The 15,472-nt window shown below is 67.3% G+C and carries 16 protein-coding genes; 9 read left to right on the forward strand and 7 right to left on the reverse strand.

What is annotated here, in order from left to right:
* Positions 1–84 precede the first annotated feature (84 nt).
* The 7 genes from ACXJKJ_RS16695 to ACXJKJ_RS16725 all read left to right on the forward strand — a co-directional run bounded on the left by ACXJKJ_RS16695 (position 85) and on the right by ACXJKJ_RS16725 (position 6,401).
* On the forward strand, positions 85–339 hold the full coding sequence (locus ACXJKJ_RS16695; protein WP_457391113.1) for a DUF2917 domain-containing protein: 255 nt from the start codon (positions 85–87) through the stop codon (positions 337–339).
* Complete coding sequence (locus tag ACXJKJ_RS16700) at positions 336–902, forward strand: N-acetyltransferase family protein (protein WP_457391115.1); 567 nt, start codon at positions 336–338, stop codon at positions 900–902. The genes ACXJKJ_RS16695 and ACXJKJ_RS16700 overlap by 4 nt, the downstream gene beginning before the upstream one ends.
* A 100-nt stretch (positions 903–1,002) precedes the next feature.
* On the forward strand, positions 1,003–2,361 hold the full coding sequence (yjjJ, locus tag ACXJKJ_RS16705) for a type II toxin-antitoxin system HipA family toxin YjjJ (RefSeq protein ID WP_082532605.1): 1,359 nt from the start codon (positions 1,003–1,005) through the stop codon (positions 2,359–2,361).
* On the forward strand, positions 2,358–3,224 hold the full coding sequence (locus ACXJKJ_RS16710) for an alpha/beta hydrolase (protein ID WP_056196443.1): 867 nt from the start codon (positions 2,358–2,360) through the stop codon (positions 3,222–3,224). The genes yjjJ and ACXJKJ_RS16710 overlap by 4 nt, the downstream gene beginning before the upstream one ends.
* Positions 3,225–3,265: 41 nt before the next feature.
* Positions 3,266–4,246 carry an LLM class flavin-dependent oxidoreductase gene (locus tag ACXJKJ_RS16715; RefSeq protein WP_056197227.1) on the forward strand — a complete coding sequence of 327 codons (981 nt, stop codon included), beginning with the start codon at positions 3,266–3,268 and terminating at the stop codon, positions 4,244–4,246.
* Positions 4,247–4,378: 132 nt separating this feature from the next.
* Positions 4,379–4,999 (forward strand): YdeI/OmpD-associated family protein, encoded by a 621-nt coding sequence (locus tag ACXJKJ_RS16720; RefSeq protein WP_457391117.1) that lies wholly within the window; start codon positions 4,379–4,381, stop codon positions 4,997–4,999.
* 106 nt (positions 5,000–5,105) lie between these two features.
* Positions 5,106–6,401 carry an NAD(P)/FAD-dependent oxidoreductase gene (locus tag ACXJKJ_RS16725; RefSeq protein ID WP_457391119.1) on the forward strand — a complete coding sequence of 432 codons (1,296 nt, stop codon included), beginning with the start codon at positions 5,106–5,108 and terminating at the stop codon, positions 6,399–6,401.
* On the opposite strand, the gene ACXJKJ_RS16730 is transcribed toward ACXJKJ_RS16725, so the two are convergent.
* The 7 genes from ACXJKJ_RS16730 to cyoA are packed head-to-tail and all read right to left on the reverse strand — an operon-like array spanning position 6,402 to position 13,130.
* Entirely contained in the window at positions 6,402–6,959 is a 558-nt protein-coding gene (locus ACXJKJ_RS16730) for a response regulator transcription factor (protein ID WP_457355074.1), read from the reverse strand.
* Positions 6,949–8,292 carry an ATP-binding protein gene (locus ACXJKJ_RS16735; RefSeq protein ID WP_457391120.1) on the reverse strand — a complete coding sequence of 448 codons (1,344 nt, stop codon included), beginning with the start codon at positions 8,290–8,292 and terminating at the stop codon, positions 6,949–6,951. The genes ACXJKJ_RS16730 and ACXJKJ_RS16735 overlap by 11 nt, the downstream gene beginning before the upstream one ends.
* The gene (locus ACXJKJ_RS16740) at positions 8,289–8,996 is read right to left on the reverse strand and encodes an SURF1 family protein (RefSeq protein ID WP_457391121.1); all 708 of its coding nucleotides are present in this window, start codon (positions 8,994–8,996) and stop codon (positions 8,289–8,291) included. The genes ACXJKJ_RS16735 and ACXJKJ_RS16740 overlap by 4 nt, the downstream gene beginning before the upstream one ends.
* 6 nt (positions 8,997–9,002) lie before the next feature.
* A complete protein-coding gene (gene cyoD, locus ACXJKJ_RS16745) occupies positions 9,003–9,380 on the reverse strand; it encodes a cytochrome o ubiquinol oxidase subunit IV (RefSeq protein ID WP_457391123.1) in 378 nt (125 codons plus the stop codon).
* A complete protein-coding gene (cyoC, locus tag ACXJKJ_RS16750) occupies positions 9,380–10,003 on the reverse strand; it encodes a cytochrome o ubiquinol oxidase subunit III (protein ID WP_457391125.1) in 624 nt (207 codons plus the stop codon). The genes cyoD and cyoC overlap by 1 nt, the downstream gene beginning before the upstream one ends.
* A 16-nt stretch (positions 10,004–10,019) precedes the next feature.
* Complete coding sequence (cyoB, locus tag ACXJKJ_RS16755) at positions 10,020–12,044, reverse strand: cytochrome o ubiquinol oxidase subunit I (protein ID WP_457391127.1); 2,025 nt, start codon at positions 12,042–12,044, stop codon at positions 10,020–10,022.
* Positions 12,045–12,053: 9 nt separating this feature from the next.
* Entirely contained in the window at positions 12,054–13,130 is a 1,077-nt protein-coding gene (gene cyoA, locus ACXJKJ_RS16760; protein WP_457391129.1) for a ubiquinol oxidase subunit II, read from the reverse strand.
* Between the two features lie 114 nt (positions 13,131–13,244).
* Here cyoA and ACXJKJ_RS16765 point away from each other — a divergent pair, with 114 nt between their 5' ends.
* The gene (locus ACXJKJ_RS16765; protein ID WP_457391131.1) at positions 13,245–14,576 is read left to right on the forward strand and encodes an MFS transporter; all 1,332 of its coding nucleotides are present in this window, start codon (positions 13,245–13,247) and stop codon (positions 14,574–14,576) included.
* 112 nt (positions 14,577–14,688) lie between these two features.
* Positions 14,689–15,363 (forward strand): glutathione S-transferase family protein, encoded by a 675-nt coding sequence (locus ACXJKJ_RS16770; RefSeq protein WP_457391133.1) that lies wholly within the window; start codon positions 14,689–14,691, stop codon positions 15,361–15,363.
* The last annotated feature ends 109 nt before the right edge of the window (positions 15,364–15,472 follow it).

The raw sequence follows: 15,472 nt of genomic DNA on the forward strand, positions 1-15,472 counted from the left end.
GGCCAAGCGGCACTATCCGCGTCAGACGGCCGCAACGCAAGCATGCCAACCCGGCATGCCAGTCCGCCGGCCCAGGAGCACACCATGCTGATCGACGTCCCCCGCACCCGGCTGTTGCTGCAACGCGGCCAGATCTCGCGCCTGCCCAAGGCCCGCGCCACCCATCTGTGCAGCGCGTCCGGCACGCTGTGGATCACCATCGACCACGATTCGCGCGACATCGTGCTGGAACCCGGCCAGTGCTTTGTCGTGCAGACCGATGAGGCGGTCACCGTCAGCGCGCTGAGCGGCCCGGCGGTGCTGGACCTGAGGCCGGCGGCGACCGGAGCGCGGCAGTGAACACGCTGCTGGCGCCAGCGCCCGTCGCCACCGAGGCGCCCGAGCATTGGATGCTGGCCGGCGGGCACCAGGTCCGCCTGCGCCCCATTGCCGCCGCGGATGCCGCTGCCGAGCAGGCCTTCTTCAGCGCACTGTCGCTGGACTCGCGCCACAAGCGCTTCCATATCGGCCTGCGCGAACTCAGCCCTGCCCTGCTGAAACTGCTGACCGATGTCGATCAACGCCAGCACGTCGCCTGGGTGGTCGAAGCCCAAGCCTCCGGCCATCCCGTCATTGCCGACGCGCGCTATGTGCATGACGAAGACCGCCCCGAGCGCGCCGAGTTCGCGCTGGCCGTCGCCGACGAGTGGCAGGGCCGCGGCCTGGGCCGGCGCCTCATCGCTCATTTGGCCGCCCATGCACGACAACACGGCGTGCAGCGTCTGCATGGCGACATATTGGCCGACAACCGCCGCATGCTGGCGCTGATGCGCGACCAAGGCGCCCGCTTGACGGCCCATCCAGACGGCGCACAACTGGTGCGCGCGGTGCTCTGCACAAATGATCCGGTGATTGATGCCTGAACTAAGGACACTCAGTGACGAACAAATTCAGCAACTCATTGATTTTCATTTGATTTTCGTAATAAATTGAGGACAAAATTCAGGACACGCTTCCTGAACCATGTCCGCCGACCTCACCAGCCTCGAACAACTCCTGCGGCCACGCGGCCCTCTGGGGCTGGCGGACATCGCCGCGGCCCTGGGCTGCTCGACCAAGACCGCCCAGCGATTGGTTGCAGCGGCCGGTGTCGCCGTCGTGGCGGCGGGTCAGACCCGGCGTCGGCGCGTCGCTTGGCGACGTGATTTCCGTGGCCAACGCGTTGAGGCCCAGCTCTACCGCATCGCTGCCGATGGCCGCCCTCAGGCCCTGGCCCAATTGCGCCCGATCTGGCCGCAAGGCTGCCATCTCGACACCCTGGCCGCCGCCTGGCCGGCGCCCGACGCCGCACGCGACGGCTGGTACGAGGGCCTGCCCTACCCGCTCTATGACCTGCGGCCGCAGGGCTTCCTGGGCCGCAACTTCGCGCGCCGGCATGCCGCCGGCCTGGGCCTGTCCCCCGACCCACGCAGTTGGGACGACGATGCCCTGCTATTGGCCCTGAGCAGTCTCGGCGACGACCTGCCGGGCGAGTTGCTGGTGGGAGACGCCGTCCTGCGCCGTTTTCTCGATGCCAGGCTGGCGTCGCCGGCGCCGCTGCATGAGGCAGGACTGCCAGCCCGCTACGCCGAACTGGCAGCCCAGGCCATGGAAGGCGCACTGCCCGGCTCATCGGCGGGCGGCGAATTTCCCAAGTTCACGGTGGCACGCGAACTGGCAGGCATGGCGACACCGCATTGCGTCGTCAAGTTCTCGGGCGCCGACGAGTCCGCAACGGTGCAGCGCTGGCGCGACCTGCTGGTCTGCGAGCAGCTGGCGGCGGCGGCCTTGGGGCTGGAGGCGGCGCACACCCGGCTGCTGGCACATGAGGGGCGCCACTTCCTGGAAAGCGAACGCTTCGACCGCATCGGCCCGCACGGGCGGCGAGGGGTCGTCAGCCTCGAAAGCGTCAATGCCGGCCTCGTCGGTGAGGCCACGAACGATTGGACCCGGGTGGCCGCTGCACTGGCCGCCCACGGCCTGCTGAGCACGGCGGATGCCGAGCGGGTCGCCGAGCGCCAGCTCTTCGGCCAACTCATCGCCAACAGCGACATGCATGGCGGCAATCTGTGCTTCTTCCACGACGCCGCGGGTCTGAGCCTGGCGCCCAGCTACGACCAGCTCCCCATGCGCTACGCACCGCTGGCCGGTGGCGAAGTGCTGTCCCCGCCGCTCACACCCACCCTGCCGCTGCCGGTGGAGCGGGATCGCTGGCTGCGTGTGCTGCCCCGCGCACGCGGGTTCTGGCAGGCCGCCGCGGCGGATGAGCGCATCAGCCTACCGTTTCGCATGCTGTGCGCCGACAACGCCGTGGCGCTTGAGCAGGCAGCCTCCGTCGCATGAACCGTTTGCTCCTCATCACGCTGCTGCTGGCTCTGGGTGTTGTCGTGGTCAGCCTGGCCGCCGGCGAATGGCTGACCCGCCCGGCCCGCGACTCCATCGGCCCACCACCGCCCGATTTGCGGGCCGAGGCGCTGCGCCTCCCCTACGGCGGCAGCCAGCAGGTCAGCGGCTGGTTCCTGCCCGGCCGCCCGGGTGAAGGCGCGGTGCTGTTGCTGCACGGCGTGCGTGGCAACCGGTTGCAGATGCTGGAACGCGCCCGCTGGCTGCAGCGCGAGGGCATTGGCAGCCTGCTGATCGACCTGCCCTCGCATGGCGAAAGCAGCGGTGACCGCATCAGCTTCGGGCGCCGCGAGGCGTTGGGCGTGCAGGCGGCACTGGGCTGGCTGCGCGCCCGCCTGCCGGGCGAAAAGCTGGGCGGCATCGGCGTGTCGCTGGGCGGCGCTTCGCTGCTGTTCGCCGAGCGCCAACCCGAGCTGGATGCGATGGTGCTGGAGTCCGTCTACCCCACCATCACCGATGCCGTGCAAGACCGCCTGGTGGCGCGCCTCGGCCCGGCCGGCGCCTGGGCCGCACCGCTGTTGCTGCTGCAGATCCCGCTGCGCCTGGGTCTGGGCGTGCATGAGCTGCGTCCCATCGAGGCCATCAAGGCTGTTCACGCGCCGCTGCTGGTCGCGTCGGGCACCGCGGATCGCTCAACGCGCTGGGTCGAGACGGAGCAGCTTTTCGCCGCGGCGACCGAGCCCAAGGCGCTCTGGCCGGTGCCGGGTGCCGGCCATGAGGACCTGCACGACTTCGACGCCTCGGCCTACCGCGGTCGCCTGCTGCCTTGGTTGCAATCACATTTGCGCAAAGCCGGTGGCTGACAGGGCCAAGCCGGCGCCGGCAAGATGCCTGCATGTCTACCCTGCCCCCGCTCTCCATCCTTGACCTGGCGCCCGTCGTCGAAGGGGCCACGACGCGTGAAGCCCTGCTGAACAGCCTGGACCTCGTGCGCCTGGCCGACACGCTGGGCTATACGCGCTACTGGGTGGCCGAGCACCACAACATGGAAGGCGTGGCCAGCTCGGCCACTGCGGTGCTGATCGGCCAACTGGCCGCGGCGAGCCAGCGCATCCGCGTCGGCGCCGGCGGCATCATGCTGCCCAACCATGCGCCGCTGACCATCGCCGAGCAGTTCGGCACCCTGGCCGAACTCTTCCCCGGCCGCATCGACCTCGGCCTGGGCCGCGCGCCCGGCACCGACCGGCCGACGATGCGCGCGCTGCGGCGCAGCCTGGAGAGCAGCGGCGAGGACGGTTTCCCCAACGATGTGCTGGAGCTGCAGAGCTACCTCGCGCCACTGGCCGCGCAGGCGCAAGTGCGTGCCGTGCCGGGCCAGGGCACCGAGGTGCCGATCTGGTTGCTGGGCTCGAGCCTGTACTCGGCCCAGCTCGCCGCCCACCTCGGCCTGCCCTTCGCATTCGCGTCGCACTTCGCGCCCGAGATGCTGATGCAGGCGCTGCAGATCTACCGTTCCACCTACAAGCCCAGCGCTCGCCACCCCAAGCCGCACGCGATGGTGGGCCTGAACATCATCGTGGCGCCAACCGACGACGAGGCGCAGTACCTGTTCACGTCGGCTCAGCAGCGCTTCCTGGGCATGGTGCGCGGCCGGCGCGGCAAGCTGCCCGAGCCGGTGCCAAGCATGGATGCGCTGTGGTCACCGGCTGAGCGCATGCAGGTGGAGCGCATGCTGAGTGAATCCATCGTCGGTTCGCCGGAGACCGTGCGCGCCGGGCTGGCGGAAACGAGCGAGCGCACGCAGGCGGATGAATTCATCGTCGCCTGCGCAGTGCATGACCATGCACTGCGCAGGCGTTCGTACGAGCTGCTGGCGCGGCTCTGAGTTGCGCGCGCTGTCCGAGTCACCGTGAATAAGTGCCTCGGCGTCCAGCCAGTCTGGAATTTCATAGGGAAGCTTCGCCTGAAGCGGCCCTTGCCCCATCGACGCCATCCGGGCTTGCGGCACACTGCGCGCATGCCCGCCGCCCAGCCCGCCGCCCCGGCCGAGGTCGCCCCGACGCTGTTCAAGAACGCCAGGGCCTTCGAGGCCTGGCTGAAGAAGAACCACGCGAAGTCCGACGGCCTGTGGCTGATGATCGCCAAGCGCGGCGCGGCCGAGCCCAGCGTCACCTACCCCGAGGCGGTGGAGATCGCGCTGTGCTGGGGCTGGATCGACGGTCAGAAGAAGGGGCTGGACGACCAGCACTTCCTGCAGCGCTTCACGCCGCGGCGTGCGCGCAGCGTCTGGTCCAAGATCAACGTCGAAAAAGTGGCCACGCTGATCGAGGCGGGCCGCATGCAGCCGCCTGGCCAGGCGCAGGTCGAGGCCGCCAAGGCCGACGGCCGTTGGGCCCAGGCCTACGACGGCGCGAAGACGTCCACCGTGCCCGACGACCTGGCGGTAGCGTTGGATGCGAATCCGCCGGCCAAGGCCTTCTTCGCCACCGTCAACGCGAGCAACCGCTACGCCGTGCTCTGGCGCATCCAGACCGCCGTCAAGCCCGAGACGCGTGCCAGGCGCATCGCGCAACTGGTGGACATGCTCGCCCGCGGCGAAACGGTGCATATCTTCAAGCCCAAGCCCAAGCCCGGCTAGGCCATCAGCGCTGCCCCCCCCAACCGGCCAACGCACGGAGTTGCAGTTCCGACAGCCGATAGCTGAGACGCAGTGGGTGCGGCAGATCTGAGCCCGATGCGAGCGCATGCAAACCCAGACCTACTACGCCGTCACCGCCCCGCGCCTGACCTTCCAGCCGCTGGCCGACTCGTCCACTGACGTGGAAGTGGCCGTGCTCGGCGGCGGTTTTGCGGGCCTGGCCGCGGCGCGCGGGCTGCAGGAGCGCGGCATCACCAGCGTGGCGGTGCTGGAGGCGCAGACCATCGGCCATGGCGCGTCAGGGCGCAATGGCGGTTTCGTGTTCGGCGGCTACAGCCGCGACGCGGCGGACTTGGTGAGCGACCTGGGCTTGGCAGCGGCGCGTGAGTTCTACGCTCATAGCCGCGAAGCCATCGCACTGATTCGCTCGCGCATCGAGGCCCACGCCATCGACTGCGATCGGCAAGAGGGCGGCGCTCTGCTGCTCAACTGGTTCAGGCACAGCGCACGCGCCGAGCGCCAGTTGCGCGATCAGGCGCGCTGGCTGCGCGAGAACTTCGGCGTCACCTGGGACGAAATCGAGCCTGCCCAGGTCCGGCAGTGGCTGGACACGCAGCGTTATGGCGGCGCTCTGCTGGAGCGCGATGCCTTCCATTTCCATCCGCTCAAGTACGCGTTGGGGCTGGCTCGCGTCATCGAGCATGCCGGTGGCAGGGTGCACGAGCACAGTGCCGTGATGAGCATCGAGCGCCTTGCCACCGGTGGCTTCGTGCTGCGCACCTCACATGACGCCTCGATCCGCGCGGCCCAGGTCGTCGTGGCCGGTGGTGCCTATCTGAAGGCCATGCTGCCAGCCCTGACCGGCGCGCGCCTGCCCATCGCAACCTATGTCATCGCGACCGAACCGTTGCCGCCCAACCTGCGACCGATCCGCACGCCCGCCGCCCTCTACGACAACCGCTTCGCCTTCGACTACTACCGGGCGCTCGCCGATCACCGGCTGCTGTGGGGCGGCCGCATCTCCATCCAGGAGCGCGACCCCGCGCGCATTGCGCAGATGCTGCAGGCGGACCTGCTCAAGGTCTATCCGCAGCTCGCCGCGGTGCGCGTCTCGCATGCCTGGGGTGGGCTCATGAGCTATGCCCGGCACAAGATGCCGCAGATCGGCCAGCTGGCGCCGGGCCTGTGGTTCGCTCAGGCCTTTGGCGGCCATGGCGTGGCGCCGACGACGGTGGCCGGCGAATGGTTGGCGGACGCCATCAGTGGCCGCGCGGACTTGCCCGCCGCCTTGCAGCGCTACGGATTGACGCCGGTCTTCGGCCAGGCGGGTTTGCTGGCGGCCCAGGCCACCTACAGCTGGGCCGAGCTTCGCGACGCACTCAAGGAGAGGCTGCCCGGCTGATCACTTGATGCGCTGCTTCTCGAGCTTGCGCGCCAGCGTGCGCCGGTGCATGCCCAGGCGCCGCGCCGTCTCGCTGATGTTGAAGTCGGTCTCGGCCAACACCTCGTGGATACGCTCCCATTCCAGCGTCTTGATGGACGCGGTCTGGCGCTCGGTCACTTCCACGTCGGCATCGCCCTGCTTGCGCGCGAAGGCGGCTTCGATGTCGTCTGTGTTGGCCGGCTTGGCGAGGTAATGGCAGGCGCCGAGCTTGATGGCCTCGACGGCCGTCGCGATGCTGGCATAGCCGGTCAGCACGACGATCAGCACCTCCGGGTCCCAGCCATGCAAGGCCTGTACGCAGGACAGGCCCGAAGCGCCGCCAGCCAGTTTGAGGTCGACGACGGCATGGCCGAGTTCCTCGTCCTCGGGCAGCTCGTCGAGCAGGGCCTTCATGTCGTCCAGGCCGGTGGCTCGCAGGCAACGCCAGCCGCGGCGCTCGAAGGAGCGCGTCAGCGTGTGGGCGAAGCTGTCGTCGTCCTCGACGATGAGCAGCAAGCGGTCTGCGTCAGCGGGCATGAGTGGCGGATTGTCGCGGCAGCAGCGAAGCCAGAGGCAGCGTCAGCACCACCTCTGCGCCACCGCCCTCGCGGTTGCGAGCCTCCAGCCGCCCGCCCAGGGTGCGCGCGACGTTGACCGACAGGAAGAGGCCCATGCCACGGCCCGGCTGGCCCTTGCTGCTCTGGTAGGGCTCGCCGAAATGCTTGAGACGGTCGGCGTCGAAGCCGGGGCCGTTGTCGCGCACGCTCAAGTGCAGCGTGGCTTCGTCCGGGCAGGTGGCGACGAGGGTCAGCGGCATGCCTGGCGCCGCCTCGAGAGCGTTGTCGAGCAGGTTGGCGACGACCTGCTGCAATGCGCTGTCCGAGATGATCTCGACCTCGGGCAGGTCCTTGTTGCGCAGTGCCAGATCCGCGCCTGCGTGGGCGGCCCGCCAGTCCTTGGCCAGGCTGTCGGTGAAGGCCTGCAGCGTCGTCAGCCGCGGTGCCTCGCCGCGCATCTCGCCGGCCGACATCAGGATGCCCGTGACGATGGCCTTGCAGCGCAGGATCTGGCGCTGCATCTCCTCGATCTCCTCGCGCAGCTCGGGCTCGCCCGCAAACGGGGCCATATGGGCCCAGTCGCCCAGGATGACGCTGAGCGTGGCCAGCGGCGTGCCCAGTTCATGTGCGGCGCCACTGGCCAGCAGGCCCATGCGCACGATGTGCACCTCCTCGGCCGCGCGCTGCTGCAATTCGGCCAGCTCGGCGTCGCGTTGGCGCAGGTTGCGGTTGATGCGCACGATGAAGACGCTGAGCAGGGCCACGTTCAGCAAAAAGCACAGCAGCAGGCCACCCAGGTAGTTGGGCGACAGCGTCGTTGGCGAAGAGGCATCCAGCAGCAGAGGCCGGTGCCATTGCGTCAGCAGCACGAAGCCCGACACCGCGCTCAGCATGACGCCCATCAGATAAGCCGGCCGCAGCAGCACCGAGGCCACGGCGACCTGCAGCAGATACAGGTAGATGAAGGGGTTGTCGCTGCCGCCGGCCAGATAGAGCTGGCCGGTCAGCACGCCGACGTCGACCAGCAGCGCAATGCAGAGCTCGATCTGGGACACCGGCTGCGTGAGCTTGCTGCGCCAGATGCTGAACAGGTTGAAGACAACGAGGATGCCGAGCAGGCTCAGCATCTCGGCCCAGGGCAGCGTGATCGCCAGGCCGACATGCACGACGAGCACGGTGGCGAGCTGGCCGACGACGGCCAGCCAGCGCAGCTCGATGAGCTGGCGCAGGTTGGCGCGGCCAGCGCGACGCTCGGGCGCGACGATGACTGGCTCAGCGGGTTCGGCGGTGGGGAGCAGCGGCGTGGGGTTCAAGGCAGGGAGCGGCGGCGCTCTTCGCGGAGCAGATAGATGGCGGCAGCCGCAGACATGGCCGCGAGCGCCAGCCAGGTGATGGCGTAGACGGCGTGATTGTTGGCGAAGCGGATCACCGTCAGGCCCGGGCGAGGCCAGCGCCGGGGTTGGGCAGGGTCGGCGGACTCGTCGACAAAGAAAGGAGCGACGGGACCCGTCAGGCCAAGTTCGGTCGCAATGCCAGCAACATCGCGCGAGTACCAGCGCCCTTCTGCAGGCACGTTCTTGCGCAGCGGGCCGCCACCGGTTTCGGTCAGGCGCAGCAAGCCCATCAGCTCGACGGGGCCGGCAGGCGCGGAATGCTGTTCGGGCGCGCGCTGCTCCGGCGGCACAAAACCGCGGTTGACGAGGACAGCGGTGCCGTCATCCAGCCGCAGTGGTGCCAGCACCCAGTGGCCGCCACCGAGTTCGGTCGTGGCCTGCACCAGCACCTCGCGCGGCTCGAAGCGGCCGCGCAGACGCAGGCGGCGGTATTCGTCGGCCTTCGATACCGAAACCGATGCGGCTGGCGGAGACACCGGCTCCGCATGAACCTGGCGCTCGACGCGGGCAATGAGGTCTTCTTTCCAGCCGAGGCGCTGGAACTGCCAGACGGCCAGCGCGAGAAAGCCCAGGCTGGCCAGCGCCGCAGCAACGATCAGCGTGACCCGTGCGGCGCGGCCCATACCCGGTCAGGGCATGTTGCGCATCGCGGCGGGATCGGGCGTCGGCATCATGTTGGCGTTCATGTGATACATAACCCAGACCGAGCCGGACAGCATGATGACGACCAAGGCCCCGGTGAACAGCAGCGCCAGCAGGGACCAGCCCTGCTCGACCTTGGCGTTCATGTGCAGGAAATAGATCATGTGCACGACCATCTGCACGGCCGCGAAGCCGAGGACGACCAGGCCGGTCAGCTTGGGTGTGGGCAACACCTTGCCCATGACGAGCCAGAAGGGAATCGCCGTCAGGATGACCGACAGGATGAAGCCGACGGCATAGCCCTTGAAGCTGACGTGGAAGTCGCCGTCGTCATGGTGGTCGTCGTGGTGAGCGTGGTCGGCCATCACAGCACTCCCATCAGGTAGACGAAGGTGAAGACGCCGATCCAGACGACGTCCAGAAAGTGCCAGAACATCGACAGGCACATCAGGCGGCGGCGGTTGGCCGGCGTCAGGCCGAGCTTTTGCACCTGGATCATCAGCGTGACCAGCCAGATGCAGCCGAAGGTGACGTGCAGGCCGTGCGTGCCGACCAGCGTGAAGAAGCTGGACAGGAAGGCGCTGCGGCCGGGGCCGGCGCCCTCGTGGATGAGGTGGTGGAACTCGAACAGCTCGATGCCGAGGAACCCCAGGCCGAACAGGCCGGTGACGGCCAGCCAGGCCAGCATCTGGTTCTTGCGCTTGGCCTGCATCGCGATCATCGCGAAGCCATAGGTGATGGACGAGAACAGCAGCAGGCCCGTGTTGACGGCCACCAGCGGCAGGTCGAACAGGTCGGCGCCCGACGGGCCGGCCGCGTAGTTGCGGCCCAGCACGGCGTAGACGGCGAACAGCACCGCGAAGATGAGGCAGTCGCTCATCAGGTAGAGCCAGAAGCCCAGCATGGTGCTGGGCTGCGGGTGGTGGTCGCCCGTGTCGTAGAAGACGGGCGCGGCGCCGTTGACGTGAGAGGTCACAGTTGCAGTCATGTCAGCGGTCTCCCGGTCAGGCGGCGGATGCAAGCGCGCGGGTGCGCTCGTCCTCGGTGCGGGTCACCGCATCGGCCGGGATGTGGAAGTCACGGTCGTAGTTGAAGGTGTGGACGATGGACGCGATGACGGTGGCGGCAAAGGTCGCCGCGGCGATCCAGTACATATGCCAGATCAGCGCGAAACCCATGGCCGTGGCCAGCATGGCGATGATGAAACCGGCGCCGGTGTTCCTGGGCATGTGGATGGCCACGAAGCCTTGGCGAGGGCGCTCGGCGTTGCGCTGCTTCATGTCGTGCCAGGCGTCCATCTCATGGGCGATGGGCGTGAAGGCGAAGTTGTAGTCCGGCGGCGGCGAGGATGTGGACCATTCCAGCGTGCGGCCACCCCAGATGTCTCCCGTCGTGTCGGCCAGTTCCCTGCGACGCCAGATGCTGACGGCGATCTGCACCAGGAAGGCACCGATACCGCAGGCCACGATGCCCGCACCGATGGCGGCGACGACGAAATAGGGTTGCAGCGTCGTGTCGTCGAAGTGGCTGACACGGCGCGTGATGCCCATCAGGCCCAGCACGTACAGCGGCGTGAACGCGACCCAGAAGCCGATGAACCAACACCAGAATGAGACCTTGCCCCAGAAGGCGTCCAGGCGGAAGCCGAAGGCCTTGGGGAACCAGTAGTTGATGCCGGCGAAGGCACCGAACACCACGCCGCCGATGATGACGTTGTGGAAGTGGGCGATCAGGAACAGGCTGTTGTGCAGCACGAAGTCGGCCGCCGGCACGGCCAGCAGCACGCCGGTCATGCCACCGATGGTGAAGGTGATCATGAAGCCGACCGTCCACAGCATCGGCACCTCGAACTTGATGCGGCCGCGGTACATCGTGAACAGCCAGTTGAAGATCTTGGCGCCCGTCGGGATCGAGATGATCATCGTCGTGATGCCGAAGAAGCTGTTCACGCTGGCACCCGAGCCCATCGTGAAGAAGTGGTGCAGCCAGACGAGGTAGGACAGGATGGTGATGACGACCGTGGCATAGACCATGGACGCATAGCCGAACAGCTTCTTGCGGCTGAAGGTGGACACCACCTCCGAGAAGATGCCGAACACCGGCAGCACCAGGATGTAGACCTCGGGGTGGCCCCAGATCCAGATCAGGTTCACATAGAGCATGGCGTTGCCGCCAAGGTCGTTGGTGAAAAAGTTGGTGCCGAGATAACGGTCGGCCGTCAGCAGCGCCAGCGTTGCGGCCAGCACGGGGAAGGTCGCGACGATGAGCACGTTGGTGCACAGCGACGTCCACGTGAAGACAGGCATCTTCATCATCGTCATGCCCGGCGCGCGCATCTTGATGATGGTGGCGATCAGGTTGATGCCCGACAGCGTCGTGCCCACGCCCGCGATCTGCAGTGACCACAGGTAGTAGTCCACCCCGACATCCGGGCTGGCGAGAATGCCCGACAGCGGCGGATAGGCCAGCCAGCCGGTCTTGGCGAACTCGCCGATGAACAGCGAGATCATGACCAGCACAGCGCCGCCGGCCGTCATCCAGAAGCTGAAGTTGTTCAGGAAGGGGAAGGCGACGTCGCGTGCGCCGATCTGCAACGGCACGACATAGTTCATGAAGCCGGTCACGAAGGGCATCGCGACGAAGAAGATCATGATGACGCCGTGGGCCGTGAAAACCTGGTCGTAGTGGTGCGGCGGCAGAAAGCCGGCGTTGTCGGCGAAGGCCATGGCCTGGTGGGCGCGCATCATCAGCGCGTCCGCGAAGCCGCGCAGCAGCATCACGACACCCAGGATGATGTACATGATGCCGATCTTCTTGTGGTCGATGCTGGTGATCCAGTCGGTCCACAGATGGCCCCAGAGGCGGAACTTGGTGATCAGCGCGAACACCAGCGCGCCGCCCAGCACCACGGCAATGAAGGTGGCGATGAGGATGGGCTCGTGCAGCGGCAGCGAGTCCCAGCCGAGGCGGCCGAGGATGGGATGCAGCTGATCGAGCGTCTGGTGTTGGGCAACGACGGGATTGGACATCGGTCGGTCTCAGTTCTTCAGCGCGACGGGTGAAGCCTCGGGGGCTTCGACAGGCAGGCCCAGCAGGTTGGTCGGCGTGCACAGCGCGGCCACCACCATGCGGTCGCGCTTGTTCCCTTCGGCATCGCGCCAGGGGCTGCGCATCGTGCTGGCCACGCCGCCCTTGCCGGCACCGCCGGCTGCGTCGATGGCCATCATCTGGCTGGCGCACATCTTCTTGCCGTCGACGCAGCGGTCGACGATGGCGCTCCAAAGGCCGGGCTCGACACTGGCGAAGCGGCGAATGGGTTCCTTGGTGCTGGGCTGCTCGAGCTTGAGGTAGTCGGCACGGGTCAGCGTGTTGCCGCCGGCCTTGTTGCCGTCGACCCAGCGCGCGAATTCTTCGTCCGTCAGGCCGTGGAATTTGAAGCGCATGTCCGAGAAGCCGGCACCGCTGTACTGGGCCGACAGGCCGTCATAGACGCCGGCCTTGTTGATGACGGCGTGCAGTTGGGTCTCCATGCCCGGCATCGCGTAGATCATGCCGGCCAGGGCGGGCACGTAGAAGGTGTTCATCACCGAGGTCGACGTGAAGCGGAAGTGGATGGGGCGGTCCACCGGCGCGGCCAGTTCGTTGACGGTCGCGATGCCCTGCTCGGGGTAGATGAACAGCCACTTCCAGTCCATGGACACCGCATAGACCTCCAGCGGCTTCACGTCGGCGGCGACGGGCCTGCCCTCGGCGATGCGGTCCAGCGGGCGGAAGGGGTCGAGCTTGTGGGTGCTGATCCAGGTGATGGCGCCCAACGCGATGATGATCAGCAGCGGCGCGCCCCAGATGACGAGTTCCAGGCGCGTGGAATGATCCCAGTCCGGCGCGTACGTCGCCTCCTCATTGGACTGGCGGTAACGGTATGCAAAGAGCAGCGTCAACGCGATCACCGGGACGATGATCAGCAGCATCAGCAGCGTGGATGTGACGATGAGCTGGGCCTGCTGTTGCGCGATGTCGCCATGCGGCTTCATCACGATCCAATCGCAGCCAGACAAAGCGAAGCTGGCTGACAAGACCAGGGCGCTGTTGAGGAGAGACTTGTTGGGGTACATCCTGAGGCGCGCGCAAGGGTTAACGATCTTGCTCGCAGCGATGGAATGTAAGTTGATTGAGGTAAATCAACGATTGGACATTTTGTCCAAGGCACAGACGGAGACAAGCCCGAAATGGCAGTTGCAGGTAGTACTTTCCATCACCCCAATTCCGGTCCCGTGACCACCCGGACGGACGAGGATCTGGCCCCCGGCGATATCGCAGTCGGCGTCATCATCGGCCGCGCGTCGGAGTATTTCGACTTCTTCGTCTTCGGCATCGCCTCGGTGCTGGTCTTCCCGCAGGTCTTCTTCCCCTTTGCCGACCGCCTGACCGGCACGCTTTACGCCTTCCTGGTCTTTGCGCTGGCATTCGTCGTCCGACCGGTCGGCACGCTGATCGGCATGTCCATCCAGCGCCATTTCGGCCGCTCCGCCAAGCTGACCGCCGCCCTCTTCCTGCTCGGCTGCTCCACGGTGGGCATGGGCCTGCTGCCCGGCTATGCCGAAGCCGGTAGCGCGGCCATCTGGCTGCTGGCGCTGGCCCGCGTCGGCCAGGGCCTGGCCTTGGGCGGCTCCTGGGACGGCCTGCCCTCGCTCCTGGCCCTGAACGCGCCGCCGCACCGCCGCGGCTGGTACGCCATGCTGGGCCAGCTCGGCGCGCCACTGGGCTTCTTCGTCGCCTCGGGCGTGTTCCTGTACGTGTTCGGCAGCCTGGACGCCAAGGATTTCCTTTCCTGGGGCTGGCGTTTCCCCTTCTTCACGGCCTTCGCGATCAACGTCGTCGCGCTGTTCGCCCGGCTGCGTCTGGTCGTCACGCACGAGTACGAGAAGCGCATGGAAGAGCAGGAACTCGACCCCGCCTATCTGCGCGAGCTGCTGCCGGCCCAGGGCCACCACATCGTCATCGGCGCCTTTGCAGCCCTGGCCAGCTATGCCCTCTTTCACCTGGTGAGCGTGTTCCCGCTGTCCTGGGTGGCGCTGTACGGCACCGAGGGGATCGAGGACTTCATGAAGATGGAGTTGCTCGGTGCGGCCTTCGCTGCCGTGGCCATGCCCATGTCCGGGCTGATCGCCGACAAGATCGGCCGGCGCAGCTACCTCGGCACCATGGCCCTGGCCATCGGCGTGTTCGCACTGTTCGCCCCCTTCATGCTGGGCGGCGGCAAACCCGGCCAGGCCGCCTTCATCCTGATCGGCTTCGTGTTGCTGGGCCTGTCCTACGGCCAGTCCGCAGGCTCGGTGACGTCCAACTTCCTGCCGCACTTCCGCTACACCGGCGCGGCGCTGACGGCCGACATGGCCTGGCTGCTGGGCGCGGCCTTTGCGCCCGTCGTGGCCCTCTTCCTGTCCTCACGCTTCGGCCTGGTGTCGCTCAGCCTCTACCTGCTGTCGGGCGTGGTTTGCACGCTGGTGGCGCTGCGAGTGAACAAACGGCTGCAGGCGGCGGCCGTCGTTCAAGACTGAGGACCCGCGCTCCGGCAAAGGCGGGCTCTGGCCCGCCTTTATTTTGGCGCGACAGTTTCCTTTATCTGAAAGTTTCCATACACTTAGCCATCACGGAAACTTTAGAGCCGCCATGTCCCTGACCCTGCACTACCACCCGCTGTCCTCCTACTGCTGGAAGGTCCTGATCGCCCTCTACGAGAACGGTGCGCCGTTCGAAGCCCGCAATGTCAATCTCGGCGACCCGGTGGCACGCACGGCCTATGCAGCGCTCTGGCCCACGGCCAAGATCCCGCTGCTGGTCGACGGAGACCGCGTGGTGCCCGAGACCTCCATCCAGATCGAATACCTGGACCGCCGCCACCCCGGCCGCGTGCAGTTGCTGCCCGATGACTTCGAGGCGCAGCTGGAGGTGCGCTTGTGGGACCGCGTCTTCGATCTGCACGTGATGACGCCCATGCAGCGCTTCATCGCCCAACAGCTGCGCCCCGAGGCCGAGCGCGACGCGGCCACGCTGACCGGCACTGTCAACGACTTGGGGCTGGCCTACGACCTCATCGAACGCCGCCTCGGCGACCGCGAGTGGGCAGCAGGCGAGTCCTTCACGATGGCCGATTGCGCAGCTGCACCGGCTCTGTTCTATGCCGCCATCGTGCGGCCCTTCTCGCCCGCGCACGCCAAGCTCAGCGCCTATTTCGAGCGCCTGCTCGCCCGCCCCTCGGTCTGGCGCTGCATCGTCGAGGCTCGCTCGGTCTTCCAGTACTACCCTCTGCGCCATGCCCTCCCCGCTCGCTTCCTCGCCGACTGACGCGCGCCTGGACCGCCTCTTCGCGGCGTTGGCCGATGGCAACCGGCGCGCCATGGTCGACCAGCTCAGCCGCGGGCCGGCCTCGGTGTCGGACCTCGCCAAGCCCTTG

Source organism: Roseateles sp. P5_E1, assembly GCF_054049335.1.

Coding starts and splice junctions, on each gene's coding strand:
- ACXJKJ_RS16730 (WP_457355074.1), bottom strand. CDS start 6,959: ATGCCCGCTGACGCAGACCGCTTGCTGCTCATCGTCGAGGACGACGAC.
- cyoA (WP_457391129.1), bottom strand. CDS start 13,130: ATGTACCCCAACAAGTCTCTCCTCAACAGCGCCCTGGTCTTGTCAGCC.
- ACXJKJ_RS16720 (WP_457391117.1), top strand. CDS start 4,379: ATGCCCGCCGCCCAGCCCGCCGCCCCGGCCGAGGTCGCCCCGACGCTG.
- cyoD (WP_457391123.1), bottom strand. CDS start 9,380: ATGGCCGACCACGCTCACCACGACGACCACCATGACGACGGCGACTTC.
- ACXJKJ_RS16695 (WP_457391113.1), top strand. CDS start 85: ATGCTGATCGACGTCCCCCGCACCCGGCTGTTGCTGCAACGCGGCCAG.
- ACXJKJ_RS16710 (WP_056196443.1), top strand. CDS start 2,358: ATGAACCGTTTGCTCCTCATCACGCTGCTGCTGGCTCTGGGTGTTGTC.
- ACXJKJ_RS16740 (WP_457391121.1), bottom strand. CDS start 8,996: ATGGGCCGCGCCGCACGGGTCACGCTGATCGTTGCTGCGGCGCTGGCC.
- cyoB (WP_457391127.1), bottom strand. CDS start 12,044: ATGTCCAATCCCGTCGTTGCCCAACACCAGACGCTCGATCAGCTGCAT.
- ACXJKJ_RS16770 (WP_457391133.1), top strand. CDS start 14,689: ATGTCCCTGACCCTGCACTACCACCCGCTGTCCTCCTACTGCTGGAAG.
- ACXJKJ_RS16765 (WP_457391131.1), top strand. CDS start 13,245: ATGGCAGTTGCAGGTAGTACTTTCCATCACCCCAATTCCGGTCCCGTG.
- cyoC (WP_457391125.1), bottom strand. CDS start 10,003: ATGACTGCAACTGTGACCTCTCACGTCAACGGCGCCGCGCCCGTCTTC.
- ACXJKJ_RS16725 (WP_457391119.1), top strand. CDS start 5,106: ATGCAAACCCAGACCTACTACGCCGTCACCGCCCCGCGCCTGACCTTC.
- yjjJ (WP_082532605.1), top strand. CDS start 1,003: ATGTCCGCCGACCTCACCAGCCTCGAACAACTCCTGCGGCCACGCGGC.